Genomic DNA, 13,729 nt, shown 5'->3' with positions numbered 1-13,729 from the left:
AAATTCTACTTATAAGGAAAGTATGATGGGTAAAATAAAGTTGGCCATTAAAAAGCCTCCAATCATAAAACAGACTGTTGCCACCAAAGAAGGCCACTGTAAATTGGAAAGTCCCATGATTGCATGACCGCTCGTACATCCTCCTGCATATCTTGTTCCGAAACCTACCAAAAATCCTCCCACTACCATCAAAATAAATCCTCTCAGGGTTAGCAGGATTTCGAAATTCATTAGTTGTACCGGAACCAGATTGCTGTAATCTGTGATTCCATATCCTGCCAATTCTGCTTTCAGATCAGGATTCACTGTTATTTCATTAGGATTCACCAAAAATTGGGATGTAATCAATCCTCCGAAGAAAATCCCCAGTACAAAAAATAAATTCCAGGCTTCTTTTTTCCAGTTATATTTGAAAAAATTCACATTGGCCGGAACACAGGCTGCACAGATATGCCTTAGAGAGGAACTGATTCCGAAGGATTTATTTCCTATAATCAATAAGGCAGGAACGGTAAGACCAATCAATGGTCCGGCAACATACCAGGGCCAGGGTTCTTTTATAATTTCTAACATTTTTTAATTCAATTTATTTAAAATTTTAGTCTGACACACAAAATCACTTTTAGGAACATTTGTGGAGGCAATGGCATTAAAACCACCTTCAATTTCTGAAAAGTTTCTGTATCCTCTTGCCTGAAGGATACTCGCTGCCATTGTACTTCTATAGCCGCTTCCACAATGCATGTAAAAATGTTCTGCTGGCTCTATCTCATGAATCCATTCATTGATATAGGCCAGAGGTTTACTGTAAGCTTCGTGAATATGTTCTGCATGGTATTCACTCTCTTTTCTTATATCAATAATTTTTGCTTCTTTTTCTCTGATTTCAGTTTCAAACTGTTCTGCAGAGATACGGTTGACAAAGTCTGTTTCTTTTCCGCTCTGTTTCCAGCTTTCAAAACCTCCTTCCAGAAAACCTAAAATATGATCAAATCCTACTCTGCTCAAACGGGTTACCGCTTCTTCTTCAGCTCCTTTTTCAGTGACCAGCAGAATAGGCTGGTTGACATCAGCAATTAAAGCACCCACCCAAGGGGCAAAATCGCCATCCAATCCTATATTGATGGACTGCGGAATAAAACTTTTGGCAAAATCACGGTTGTTTCTTACATCCAATACCAAAGCTCCTGAAGCTTCAGCAATTTCCTCAAACTGTTCTGGTGCAAGGGCATGCAACCCTTTTGAAAGTACTTCATCGAAACTGCTGTACCCCTTTTTATTCATCATCACATTCATTCCGAAATACGCCGGCGGAGGTAAAAGACCATTCGTTACTTCTTGTATAAAGCTCTGTCTGTCCTTTTGATTCAAGGCATAATTGGTTCTTTTTTGATTTCCCAGAGTATCTACGGTTTCTTTCTGCATATTTTTACCGCAGGCTGAACCGGCTCCATGAGCTGGATACACCGTAATATCATCTTGTAAAGGCAGAATTTTATGATATAAACTATCATATAAAAGACCTGCCAGTTCTTCCTGAGTCATATTTGCCGCTTTCTGTGCCAGGTCTGGACGGCCAACATCCCCAAGAAATAAGGTATCACCACTAAAAAGAGCCGTTTCATTACCATTTTCATCCATTAAAAGGTAACATGAACTTTCAAGGGTGTGCCCCGGTGTATGAAGAACTTTAATTTTAATATCTCCTAGTTCAAATATCTGTTCATCTTCTGCAATAACTGCATTAAAGTCGGGATTGGCTGTCGGCCCATAAACAATCGGAGCTCCGGTTTTATGGCTTAAATCCAGATGTCCGCTGACAAAATCTGCATGAAAATGCGTTTCAAAGATGTATTTCAATTCTACTCCATCTTCTTTCAGTCTGTTGATATAAGGCTGTGTTTCTCTTAAAGGATCAATAATTGCGGCTTCTCCGGCTGAAATAATATAGTAAGCTCCCTGAGCAAGACATCCTGTATAAATCTGTTCTATTTTCATTGTATTTTATTTTTTATTATGTTATCTGATACAAATTTCCTGTTTTCGTTTTTTCCGTACAGCTACTTTTGTTACATAAGAACATTAAAGGAATATTTCTTTCGTAATGATATAAATACCCATGATCAGGATAAACCATCCAAATGCGGGTTTCAGTTTTTTACCATCTATCATTTTTGATAGTTTTGAGCCCATTATAATTCCTGCAATGGCAATGGCCGTAACAGAAAGCAGAAGCTCCCATTCTATTTTCATATGATTTACAGAGGAAAAAAAGCCGATCAGAGAATTAAGCGAAATAATGGCTAATGAAGTCCCTATCGCAATCTTCATGGGGATTTTTAAAAGGTTCACCAATGCAGGAATGATCATAAAACCACCTCCTGCTCCCACCAGTCCCGTTAAAATACCAACTATTGAACCCTGCCCGGCTGCCAGAAAAACATTGTTTTCATCCTGAATGTTTTCTAAAGTTTCTTTTGAGGAATTGCTTTTAATCATTTTATAGGAAACAAGAATCATTAAACCTGCAAAAACCAATAATAAAAAGATATTTCTGGTCATTGTAAAACCCTGTATCCGAAATACTTCCTGAGGAATTAGAGGAAGAAGATAGATCCTGGTCAGAAAGATGGAAATAACAGACGGAATTCCAAATATCAACGCCACCTTAAAATTAACCAATCCTTTTTTAAAATAGGACACAGACCCCACCAAACTACTGATTCCCACTACAAAGAGCGAATATTCTGTGGCCAGAAAAGCATCAATTCCAAAGAGATAAACGAGTACAGGGACGGTGAGAATACTTCCTCCACCTCCTATTAAACCTAGCGAAACCCCAATTAAAACGGCGGCTGCATATCCTATAATTTCCATTTCTATTCAACTAATTATGATGCAAAAATGGGAATGTGAGGAGAAAGCTACAGCTACTTTTGTTACATAAGGAGATTTTTTACACGAATGAACATTAATGGTTTCCCAAAGGACACAAAGAAGTTAGAATAATTCCTCTTCTTTGAGATTGCTTCACCTTCGGTTCGCAATGACTTTTACCACCCCGTCAAAAATTCTTTGAATTTTTGCCACACCTCCGGAGGAGGGGAATATGAGTACCTTCGATTAAATTGAGGGAGAACTTATGAGTTCAGGGTTTTCAGGAGGACAATTTTATTTCTGCCCAGCTTGAGTCTTCTGTCTTCTTCAAGCTGCTTCAGAAGTCTTGATACCACTACTCTTGCTGTTCCCAGCTCATTGGCCAGCTGTTCATGGGTCGTATGGATGGTTTCAGAGCCGGTAAGTTCAGATTTTTTCTGCAGCAAATTGAGAAGTCTTTCATCTACTTTTTTGAAAGCAATCGCATTGATGATATCTAATAGTTCTTCAAATCTTTTGTGATACAGTCTGAAAATATAATCCAGCCATTCCGGATGTTCTTTGATGAATAAAGATACTTTGTCTAATGGTAAGAAAAGTATTTCGGCATCTTCTTCAATCTCAGCTTTTACAATGCTTTTTTCATTATGCATACCACCCAGAAAAGACATAATACAGCTTTCCCCTGCTTTGATGTAGTATAATAAAATCTCACGTCCGTCTTCTTCTGTTCTGATCACTTTCAGCATTCCTTTCATCACAATAGGAATGGAACGGATGGAAGCATTTTCATCTAAAATAATGTCTCCTTCATGGTAATTTTTCGTTGTACCATACTGATACAGCTTTTCTACCAGTTCCGGGGATGATGAGAATTCGGAAGAAAGTATGGTGTCGTCCTGCATTTTTTTATTCTAATTTACGCCAATTTCATCGACAAACAACCATGCTTTGGAATCTGCGCCGGGATTTCCTGCCGGAATAATGCCTGCATTTTCAATACTTACTTTCAGGTATTTCGCGTTCTGCATTCCTATATTCAGTTTGATTTTTCCATTGGCATTTTTAATTTCTGCGGTTCCGATTTCTTTAATCAGTTTAAAGTTTGTGTTATCATCAGAAACATAAATCTTTGCAGATTTAGCCAGATGAATCCAGCTTCCTTTGTTTTCAAGGGTATTGAAATACACTTCTGAGAAAGCTGTTTTCTGACCAAAATCTATGGTTGCCACCACATCGTTACCCTGAAAGCCCAGCCATGTTTTACCCAGCTGTTTTACATTTCCGATAATACCATCTACTAAGGTGAAAGCACCTCCAAAAGAATAATTCTCATTGGGTTGCTGCTCCAATGTTATGCTTTTTCCTGTGGTCTTGGAAATCGTAAATTGCTGCGATGAGATAGCACTCTTTAATTGCCCGTCTTCAAAATAGGCTGATTTAACCGTTAAAGAATTAGGAATCTGAACTGCATTCTGATAGGTTTTAGAATTGATGGAAGGCGTGGTTCCGTCCAGCGTATATCGGATACCGTTTGAATTCTGCGAAGTAGACAGTTCATAAGCAATTCCGTTATTGGAAGGAATGACTTTTCCGGTGATGTTATAAATGCTTTTGGCATAATTTACCTTCATATGATCCAGAACTTTAAACTGGTTAATCACTCTGTTTTCAAATTCTTTATAGTTTTTAGGATCTGAAGTTCCCCATCCCACTTCAGAAAGCGCCATTAATCTTGGGAAAATCATGTACTGTACCTGTTTGAAGTCCAAAATATACTCTGTCCAGAGATTCGCCTGAACTCCCATGATGTATTTACTCTGTTCTGCATTCAGTTCGGAAGGAATAGGATTGTAAGAATATACTTTTTCCAAAGGTGTAAACCCTCCAAAGGCATTAGGTTCAGACTGCGGATCTCCCTGATAGTGGTCAAAATAGCAGTACGCTCCAGGAGTCATTACAGCAAAGTGTTTTGATTTTGCAGCTTCAATACCTCCATTCACGCCTGTCCAGCTCATTACGGCCGCATTCGGAGCTAATCCGCCTTCTAAAATTTCATCCCAGCCAATGATTTTCCGTCCTTTGCTGTTGACATATTTTTCAATCCGATGAATAAAGTAGCTTTGCAAGCCATGTTCATCTTTTAAATTATTTTTCTTAATCAGTTCCTGGCAGTGCGCACATTCCTTCCATCTTGTTTTCGGGCACTCGTCACCACCAATATGAATGTATTGGGAAGGGAATAATTTGATCACCTCATCCAGAACATTTTCCAAAAAGGTAAAGGTTTCATCTTTCGGGCAGAAAACATCATCAAAGACACCCCATTTTGTAGCAGGTTCAAAAGGACCTTTGGTACATGCCAGTTCAGGATATGCAGACAGTGCGGCCAAAGCATGCCCAGGCATTTCAATTTCAGGGACCACAGTAATGTGTCTGCCCTGAGCGTAGTTTACCACCTCTTTTATTTGTTCTTGTGTATAAAAATAAGGTCCGTAAGGTTTTCCATCAAACGTATTATCAACATAAGCTCCGATCATGGATTCCTTACGTTTTGAGCCAATTTGCGTCAGTTTCGGATATTTTTTAATTTCAATTCTCCAACCCTGATCATCCGTTAAATGCCAATGGAAGGTATTCAGTTTATACATCGCCAGATAATCGATATACTGTTTCACCTCATCAACAGTGAAAAAGTGACGGCATACATCCAAGTGCATTCCCCTCCATGCAAATTTCGGCTGATCTTCGATTTTCATAGCCGGAATTTTCTTTCCCTCTTTATACTGTTCAATAAGCTGAATCAAAGTTTGAAGAGCCAGAAAATACCCTTGTTTCGTATAGGACTTAATATGAACTTGATTTGGAGCAATTTCTAATGAATAATATTCTTTTTTCTGTTCAGTTTCTGCTTGTGAAGCTGAAGGAATTACAGAGCTTGTTAAATGAATTCCACCTCCCTTCTGAGCATATTGAAATTCTAATTGAGAACCAATCCTTTTTTTGAAATATTCTGTTTCCTCTTTTGGCAGGTTACCGCTTAGTACAAAAGTTTTTGGGATTACAAATTCTCCCTGTAAAAGTTGAACTTTTTGAGGATAAGGAATTAGATTTAATTTATTCTGGGCAAAAATCACGTTTGAAATCAATACAAAAAGTACTAAAAAAGTCCGTATCATTGGATGTGGTTAAGGTTTAAGCTAAGATAATTATTTTTCAAAACTCTTTGGGCCTTTTTTAAAACAAATTAAAGACCTTGTGGGTGGGAATTCCTGTAAAATGAAGTATGTACAGCTTTTAAATCATTCTGTCTAGAAATTATTCTATAAAATACTGTTTATTATGGTTTGTTTTTTGATCAATTGAGTTGACTTAAAAAAATTAAAAGGTTTAAATTTGTAAAAAAATAAGATGAAAAAAAACATTTTTCTGGCAGCCGCTTTATTATTTTCTTTATCAGCTCAGGCACAAATCTTTGATATTATAAAATCTGCTGTTAAAGATAAAACTGGCGTAGATCTTAATGTTCCTGTAAAAAATAATGGTACGGCAACGCCTACTAAGACTACCCCTACTGCTTCCGGTTCCAACAATTCATCTGCCAACCTGGGAAACCTTACTTCCGGTCAGATTTCTTCAGGGTTAAAAGAGGCCTTAAGTATGGGTGTAACGGATGGAGTAAAAAAACTTGCAGTAACAGATGGTTTTTTCAAAAATGAAGCGGTAAAAATTTTAATGCCTGAAAAATTAAGAAAAATCGACACTACTTTACGTTCCATCGGAATGGGAAGCCTTGCTGACGAAGGGGTAAAATTACTGAACAGAGCTGCTGAAGATGCTGTAACAGAAGCCGCTCCTATTTTTGCAAATGCCATAACCTCCATGACGATTACAGATGCCAAAAATATCTTGCTGGGGAGTAATAACGCTGCAACCAACTATCTGCAGGGAAAAACCCAGACTCAGCTATTTAATGCCTTCCAGCCTAAAGTAAAAGCTTCTTTAGGGAAAGTAGGTGCTGACACCCTTTGGAAAAATCTGATTTCAAAATATAACACGTTTACCGGACAGGCTGTTACTACAGATCTTAACGAATATGTTACAACAGAAACCATTAATGGAGTTTTTAAAATGGTAGCAGATAAAGAAAGCGGGATCAGAAATACACCTGCCATGAGAACTACGAGTATTTTGCAGAAGGTGTTTGGAGCTCAGGATGGGAGATAAAATAAGAAGTTAGATTGACATACTAACCGTTTAGATATAAAAAAGCTGTTTCATGGTGAAACAGCTTTTTTTAGTTTTATTTTCTTTTGTCTTGAAACAAAAGAAACAAAAGTTCAAGACCTGGATCTCTCCGCTAAAAATAAGTCCTGTTCTCTAAAAATTCTAAACTTGCGCGAAATCGTTATTTCTTAATCGGTTCTAATTTGGTGTCGCGCTTCGAACAAAAGAATTTTCTTAACGTTCACAGGACTTATTTTTTTGACGCTGCGAGGTCCTATGTCAGTTGTAAGGTGACCTCATAGAACTATTTGTCTTAATATAAATTAATTCTTTTTGTTCTCTTAATTTCTTTTGTCTTGAAACAAAAGAAACAAAAGTTCAAGACCTGGAGCTCTCCGCTAAAAATAAGTCCTGTTCTCTAAAAATTCTAAACTTGCGCGAAATCGTTATTTCTTTATCGGTTCTAATTTGGTGTCGCGCTTCGGACAGGAGAATTTTCTTAACGTTCACAGGACTTATTTTTTTGACGCTGCGAGGTCCTATGTCACTTTTTTAAGTCAGTTATAGAAATATTGATCAGTATTTTAAATGATTAAAGATTGTTGATGAAGTTGTTTTTTGGTTTTTAATTTCTTTTGTCTTGAAACAAAAGAAACAAAAATTCAAGACCTGGAGCTCTCCGCTAAAAATAAGCCCTGTTCTCTAAAAATTCTAAACTTGCGCGAAATCATTATTTCTTTATCGGTTCTTAGTTTGCCTCGCGCTTCTGACAAAAGAATTTTCTTAACGTTCACAGGACTTATTTTTTTGACGCTGCGAGTTCCGATGTCACTTTTAAAGTAGTAAATAGAACTATTTGTTTGTGTTTAAATGAAGAAAGGACCGTTTTTTTTCTTATTTTCTTTTGTCTTAAAACAAAAGAAACAAAAGTTCAAGACCTGGAGCTCTCCACTAAAAATAAGTCCTGTTCTCTAAAAATTCTAAACTTGCGCGAAATCGTTATTTCTTAATCGGTTCTAATTTGGTGTCGCGCTTCGAACAAAAGAATTTTCTTAACGTTCACAGGACTTATTTTTTTAACGCTGCGAGTTCCGATGTCGGTTTATTGAACATCTTATAAAAAGTTTCGGCCTCACTTTGTGAGGCCGAAACTTTTTATATTTACTATCAGATTAGAACTGCATTTCAGGAATTTCTCCTTCAATAATCAGGTCAGCTTCTGTTGCTTTAATAATATCTTCTACTGAAACGCCTGGTGCTCTTTCTACCAGCTTGAATCCTGCCGGAGTTACATCCAGAACAGCTAATTCCGTAACTACTTTTTTCACACAGTTTACCCCTGTTAAAGGAAGTGTGCATTTTTTAAGGATTTTGCTTTCTCCTGCTTTGTTTACGTGCATCATGGCTACGATAATATTTTCAGCAGAAGCTACAAGATCCATCGCACCTCCCATTCCTTTTACCATTTTTCCCGGAATTTTCCAGTTGGCAATATCTCCGTTTTCTGAAACTTCCATCGCTCCAAGGATAGTAAGGTCTACTTTCTGACCACGAATCATCCCGAAACTGAAGGCTGAATCAAAGAATGAACCTCCTTCCAGAATAGTAATAGTCTGTTTTCCGGCATTGATGATATCAGCATCTTCTTCTCCTTCGAAAGGGAAAGGTCCCATTCCCAAAACTCCATTTTCACTCTGGAATTCTACGGAAATACCTTCCGGAACATAGTTGGCAACCAAAGTAGGAATCCCAATTCCCAGGTTTACATAATAACGATCTTTCAGTTCTTTTGAAATTCTTTTGGCAATTTGTTCTTTTGTAAGCATAATAAAAACTTAGACTGCAATTTAATTATTTTCACTTGAATACAAAAGGGCTTTGTTGTATTCAATAATTAACACTGTTAGTTAAAATAATATCTGTAATTTTGTTCTATTATTTTTTAATAGAATGAAAATACTTTTTAGATATCTTAAACCTTATCAGTGGCTGATAATCATCTCGTTATTTTTGGCTACGATCAACCAGGTTTTTTCTTTATTTGCTCCGGCCATCACAGGAAATATCCTGGACCAGCTGGTTACTCATCCTAACTTTTTTGATAAAGAAAAGCTATTACCCAGAAACCTGAATGAATATTTATATGGAAGCTCTGCATATCACGGTGCTTTTTACTTTTTGGGGCTGCTTATCGGAACAGCTATGGTGAGCAGAATTGCCAAAGCTTTTCAGGATTACGTGGTCAGTGTGATTACTCAAAAGTTTGGAGCGAAAATATTTACAGACGGTTTAAAACATTCGATGGCACTTCCCTATCAGGAATTTGAAGATCAGCGAAGTGGTGAAACCCTGTCGATTTTAACGAAAGTAAGAGAAGATACAGTCAAATTCATCACGAATTTCATCAATATATTCTTCGGAATTCTGGTGAGTATTATTTTCGTTTCTGTGTATGCAATCCGTTTACACTGGTCTATTATGCCTGTTTATATCTGTGGAATTTTCTTTATTGCAATTGTCACCAATTTATTGAGTAAGAGAATCAAAGTGATCCAGAAAAATATCGTCACTGAAACCACCGCTTTAGCCGGAAGTACTACTGAAAGTCTTAGAAACATTGAGATTGTTAAAAGTTTAGGATTAACCAATCAGGAAGTGATCCGTTTAAATAACAATACCTATAAGATTCTCGGGCTTGAACTGAGAAAGGTGAAAAGCATCCGTTCTTTGAGTTTTATTCAGGGAACAATGGTCAATTTTCTTCAACAGTTAATCACCCTGACTCTTTTATTTTTAATTTTTAAAAACATTGTGACTCCGGGTCAATATCTGTCTCTGATGTTTTACGGTTTCTTTATTTTCGGGCCTATGCAGGAAATCGGGAATATCATTATTTCTTATCGTGAGGCAGAAGCTTCTCTTCAGAATTTTGACCGTTTGATGAAAAAAGAAGTAGAAGAAAAACCTCTTCATCCGAAACAAATCGGAGCTATTGAAGAACTGGAATTCAAACATGTTTCTTTCAAGCATCAGTCTGCACAGTATAAAGCTTTAAATAACATTTCCTTTGATCTTAAAAACGGTGAGACCATTGCTTTTGTAGGACCAAGTGGTTCCGGAAAAAGTACCCTGGTGAAACTATTGGTTGGATTGTACAGACCTCAGGAAGGAAATATTTTTTACAATGGAATCAATGGAAAAGAATTTGATTTTGATGAGCTGAGAAATCAGATTGGTTTTGTAACACAGGATACCCAGTTATTTGCAGGAACTATTAAAGAAAACCTTCTTTTCGTTAATCCTTCCGCTACTGAAGAAGAACTGGCCGTTGCTTTACAGAAATCAAGCTGTACCGCATTATTGGAAAGAGCTGAAAAAGGAATTGAAACCGTCATTGGTGAAGGCGGTCTGAAGCTGAGTGGCGGTGAAAAACAAAGAATTGCCATTGCAAGAGCACTTCTGAGAAAACCTCATCTGTTGATTTTTGATGAAGCTACTTCTGCACTGGACAGTATTACCGAAGAAGAAATTACCACTACGATAAAAGACATTTCGAAAGAAAGAGAACAGATTACCGTTCTCATTGCGCATCGTTTAAGTACGATTATGCATGCAGACAAAATTTATGTTCTCGAACGCGGACAGGTTGTAGAAACAGGTTCCCATGCCAATCTTATTGGCGAAAAAGGACTTTACTACGCGATGTGGAGACAACAGATCGGAGAAAGAAAAACAATTACTCCTCAAGCATAAAAAAAGCGCTGAATGCATGTTCAGCGCTTTTTATTTTTATGGTTTGAGCTTATTCTTTAGTTCTTACCGTTCTCTGCTCAATTCTTTTTTCAAATTTTTCTCCCTGGAAAATTCTCTGAATCATGATTCCCGGAATATGAATTTCGTTCGGATCCAATTGTCCGGGTTCTACCAATTCTTCCACTTCAGCAATGGTAATCTTTGCTGCACCTGCCATCGGATGGTTGAAGTTTCTTGCTGATCCTTTAAAGATAAGGTTTCCTGCATGATCACCTTTCCAAGCTTTTACGATAGAAAAGTCTGCATCATAAGCGTGCTCCAGAATATGAGGTTTTCCTTTGAATTCTTTTACTTCTTTCCCTTCTGCTACTTCAGTTCCGTAACCTGCAGGTGTATAAAATGCCGGAATTCCCGCCTGAGCAGCTCTGCATTTTTCAGCTAAAGTTCCCTGAGGAGTAAGTTCTACATCCAGTTCACCTGAAAGCATCTGTCTTTCAAACTCAGCATTTTCTCCTACATAAGAAGAGATCATTTTCTTGATCTGTCTTTTGTGAAGCAGTAATCCTAACCCGAAATCATCTACTCCCGCATTGTTTGAAATGCAAGTAAGATCTTTCACATCGCTTTCTACCAAAGCATTGATTGAGTTTTCAGGAATACCACAAAGTCCGAATCCGCCAAGCATCAATGTCATTCCATCATTAATTCCTTCGATGGCCTCCTTTGCATTTTTTACTCTTTTATCTATCATGAAATATTAGATTTTTCTGTTGGCTAAATTTAATAAATTTTCTTGTATATCCTATGAATAGAAACAGTACTGCATTCAATACATTTTTTCAAAACCGTCCCAAAACATTTAAAAACATCATTATCAAAACATTACATCAAAAACCGAACAAGTCTGTTCATTTTTTACCTTATTTCTCATCAATTTCATCTATATTTGCCCTCTCAAAGCCGGAAATACCATTTTTTTTATTCTGGCTGTAACATAAACACAACTTTAATGTAGAAATTATTTCACTGGCGGACAAATACTGCCTTTTCGCTTCTTTTGATCGCTACAGAGATCTGTTTCAACACCCTTCATCACATTAATCATATATAAATATCAAAGCTTACAAAAAAACATGAAAAAATTATTTACCTCAGCATTACTGGCACTGGTACTCAGCATCAATGTATGCGCACAGGAAAAAACGTATTTCGATGAAAACTGGGAAAAAACGACTCAGGATAACATGGAATACTACCGTGAAACGACTTCTAAAGGAAAACTTACTCTTATCAAAGATTTCTATAAGGACGGAAAACTTCAAATGGAAGGTCTGGCTTCAGACCCAACTCCTAACAGTGAAGTTTTCGAAGGAAAAGTAACCTGGTATACTGAAGAAGGAAAAGTTCAGAATTTTGCCACCTATTCCAACGGACAACAAATTGGTCCTGCCCAGACTTATGATGCAAAAGGCAGGCTGACAGAAGATGTGGTATATAAAGCTGATGGAAACTTCTCAGGAAAGATGTTCAGTTATAAAGATGCTGAGGATGGAATGGTCTTTAATATTCTGGTCGATTACGAAAACTCAACGCCTGTAAAAACAACTGTTTACGATGATGACCTTAAAGGGATCAGAAATGAAACCATTATTGATAAGGACAGCAACACTGAAACAAAATATTACGGCGAAAAAGGAAAATATCTTGGCAGCAGTACTACTTCCGGTGCGGGTGAAAATATGATGGTAGATTATTATTCCAGCCCAATGAAGATCTCAAAAATCGAGAAATATAGAAAAGACGGCAGTGTAAAGGAAGGCGTTATCTATAGCAAAAGCGGAAAGATCTTACAGGAACAGAAAATGAATAAAAAAGATGGCTATAAAACCACTTATGATGAGTCGGGTAAAAAATTAGGACATCTGGTATATCAATATGATAAAGAAAATGATATTTACAATCCAATGGATGGAGAGGACTATCAGCTGGCTTATGAATATTCACAGATTTCCTCTATTGATACTTATGAAAAAGGCTCAAAGGTAACCAGTAAATATTTTGATGAAGACGGAAAGTTATCCTCCGAGCAATTTTTGAAAGATGATCTTATTCAGGAAATTAAATATTATTCCCAGGATGGAAAACTGAAATCTACATTAACATACAAAGATGGTATCCCTTATAATGGTACTACCTATGAAGGTTTTAGTGAAACGGTTTATAAGGAAGGTATTATCGTAAATATCAAAAACTTTTTTGAAGGCGACAATACGAAACTGAGTTTTGAAAAAAAACTGAACGCTAAACAAACAGGCTATGATGCAACTGTTTATGACCCAAAAGGCACTATTTTATATACATTCACACAACCGATCAGTGAAGATGGGGATGATTATTCCTTTACAGCACAAATTACACAGTATGTAAAGGGGAAGCCTGCCAACAAGTCTTCTGTAAAAGCAGGTGTTATTCAAAGCGGAAAAATCAGAATAAAAACATGGGATGGAGCTAAAGAACTTGAACGCAGCGGGAAATGGATCTTGTTAAAGCTTTATAATATGGATGGAAAGCTCATTCAGGAAACTAAAACGCTGGCCGATGCTCAGGATGAAAATGCTAATGCTGAAAACCAGACCCTGATTAACGAAGATGATCTGCATCATTTATTTGACTAATTACCACAACTATATATCAAAGGCGGTTTCATTTTTTTGGAATCGCTTTTTTAATTAATCACAGATTTTTATTGACACATTTACTTAACAATAAAAAAATCAAAGATTTTAAAACTTCTGTGACTTTTATTGTTTTGTTTTTGCCCACAGATGACGCAGAATTTCACGGATAATTATGGAAAATTAAACTTTTTTAC

General features: G+C 36.9%; 10 protein-coding genes. 3 read left to right on the top strand and 7 right to left on the bottom strand.

The features are described 5' to 3' along the window. Nucleotides 1-9 precede the first annotated feature (9 nt). The 5 genes from RAH34_RS16055 to RAH34_RS16035 form a co-directional block, all read right to left on the bottom strand. Nucleotides 10-573, bottom strand: a complete 564-nt coding sequence (locus RAH34_RS16055; RefSeq protein WP_306596779.1) for a YeeE/YedE family protein — start codon at nt 571-573, stop codon at nt 10-12. 3 nt (nt 574-576) lie between these two features. Continuing rightward, complete coding sequence (locus tag RAH34_RS16050; RefSeq protein WP_306596778.1) at nt 577-1,998, bottom strand: rhodanese-like domain-containing protein; 1,422 nt, start codon at nt 1,996-1,998, stop codon at nt 577-579. Between the two features lie 84 nt (nt 1,999-2,082). Beyond that, on the bottom strand, nt 2,083-2,877 hold the full coding sequence (locus RAH34_RS16045) for a sulfite exporter TauE/SafE family protein (RefSeq protein ID WP_306596777.1): 795 nt from the start codon (nt 2,875-2,877) through the stop codon (nt 2,083-2,085). Between the two features lie 263 nt (nt 2,878-3,140). Beyond that, complete coding sequence (locus RAH34_RS16040; protein WP_114820637.1) at nt 3,141-3,782, bottom strand: Crp/Fnr family transcriptional regulator; 642 nt, start codon at nt 3,780-3,782, stop codon at nt 3,141-3,143. Between the two features lie 9 nt (nt 3,783-3,791). Further along, nucleotides 3,792-6,056, bottom strand: coding sequence for a family 20 glycosylhydrolase (locus RAH34_RS16035; protein WP_306596776.1), 2,265 nt, complete (start codon nt 6,054-6,056; stop codon nt 3,792-3,794). Nucleotides 6,057-6,288: 232 nt separating this feature from the next. Between RAH34_RS16035 and RAH34_RS16030 the strand changes: the two genes are divergently transcribed. Further along, nucleotides 6,289-7,104, top strand: coding sequence for a DUF4197 domain-containing protein (locus RAH34_RS16030; RefSeq protein WP_114820639.1), 816 nt, complete (start codon nt 6,289-6,291; stop codon nt 7,102-7,104). A 1,172-nt stretch (nt 7,105-8,276) separates the two neighbouring features. Here the strand turns inward: RAH34_RS16030 and RAH34_RS16025 are convergent. Continuing rightward, nucleotides 8,277-8,930, bottom strand: a complete 654-nt coding sequence (locus RAH34_RS16025) for a CoA transferase subunit B (RefSeq protein WP_002980639.1) — start codon at nt 8,928-8,930, stop codon at nt 8,277-8,279. Between the two features lie 124 nt (nt 8,931-9,054). Here RAH34_RS16025 and RAH34_RS16020 point away from each other — a divergent pair, with 124 nt between their 5' ends. Beyond that, on the top strand, nt 9,055-10,857 hold the full coding sequence (locus RAH34_RS16020) for an ABC transporter ATP-binding protein (RefSeq protein WP_306596775.1): 1,803 nt from the start codon (nt 9,055-9,057) through the stop codon (nt 10,855-10,857). Between the two features lie 49 nt (nt 10,858-10,906). On the opposite strand, the gene RAH34_RS16015 is transcribed toward RAH34_RS16020, so the two are convergent. After that, nucleotides 10,907-11,608, bottom strand: coding sequence for a CoA transferase subunit A (locus RAH34_RS16015; protein WP_047376945.1), 702 nt, complete (start codon nt 11,606-11,608; stop codon nt 10,907-10,909). Nucleotides 11,609-11,990: 382 nt separating this feature from the next. Here RAH34_RS16015 and RAH34_RS16010 point away from each other — a divergent pair, with 382 nt between their 5' ends. After that, nucleotides 11,991-13,532 carry a toxin-antitoxin system YwqK family antitoxin gene (locus RAH34_RS16010; protein WP_306596774.1) on the top strand — a complete coding sequence of 514 codons (1,542 nt, stop codon included), beginning with the start codon at nt 11,991-11,993 and terminating at the stop codon, nt 13,530-13,532. The last annotated feature ends 197 nt before the right edge of the window (nt 13,533-13,729 follow it).

Origin of the sequence: Chryseobacterium sp. WLY505 (assembly GCF_030846215.1) — a bacterium.
Classification (GTDB): Bacteria; Bacteroidota; Bacteroidia; order Flavobacteriales; family Weeksellaceae; genus Chryseobacterium.
This window is presented reverse-complemented; position numbering and strand designations above follow the sequence as displayed.

Bases quoted from the DNA above. Each gene is read 5' to 3' on its own strand.
- RAH34_RS16055 (WP_306596779.1), bottom strand. From the start codon at position 573: ATGTTAGAAATTATAAAAGAACCCTGGCCCTGGTATGTTGCCGGACCA.
- RAH34_RS16050 (WP_306596778.1), bottom strand. From the start codon at position 1,998: ATGAAAATAGAACAGATTTATACAGGATGTCTTGCTCAGGGAGCTTAC.
- RAH34_RS16045 (WP_306596777.1), bottom strand. From the start codon at position 2,877: ATGGAAATTATAGGATATGCAGCCGCCGTTTTAATTGGGGTTTCGCTA.
- RAH34_RS16040 (WP_114820637.1), bottom strand. From the start codon at position 3,782: ATGCAGGACGACACCATACTTTCTTCCGAATTCTCATCATCCCCGGAA.
- RAH34_RS16035 (WP_306596776.1), bottom strand. From the start codon at position 6,056: ATGATACGGACTTTTTTAGTACTTTTTGTATTGATTTCAAACGTGATT.
- RAH34_RS16030 (WP_114820639.1), top strand. From the start codon at position 6,289: ATGAAAAAAAACATTTTTCTGGCAGCCGCTTTATTATTTTCTTTATCA.
- RAH34_RS16025 (WP_002980639.1), bottom strand. From the start codon at position 8,930: ATGCTTACAAAAGAACAAATTGCCAAAAGAATTTCAAAAGAACTGAAA.
- RAH34_RS16020 (WP_306596775.1), top strand. From the start codon at position 9,055: ATGAAAATACTTTTTAGATATCTTAAACCTTATCAGTGGCTGATAATC.
- RAH34_RS16015 (WP_047376945.1), bottom strand. From the start codon at position 11,608: ATGATAGATAAAAGAGTAAAAAATGCAAAGGAGGCCATCGAAGGAATT.
- RAH34_RS16010 (WP_306596774.1), top strand. From the start codon at position 11,991: ATGAAAAAATTATTTACCTCAGCATTACTGGCACTGGTACTCAGCATC.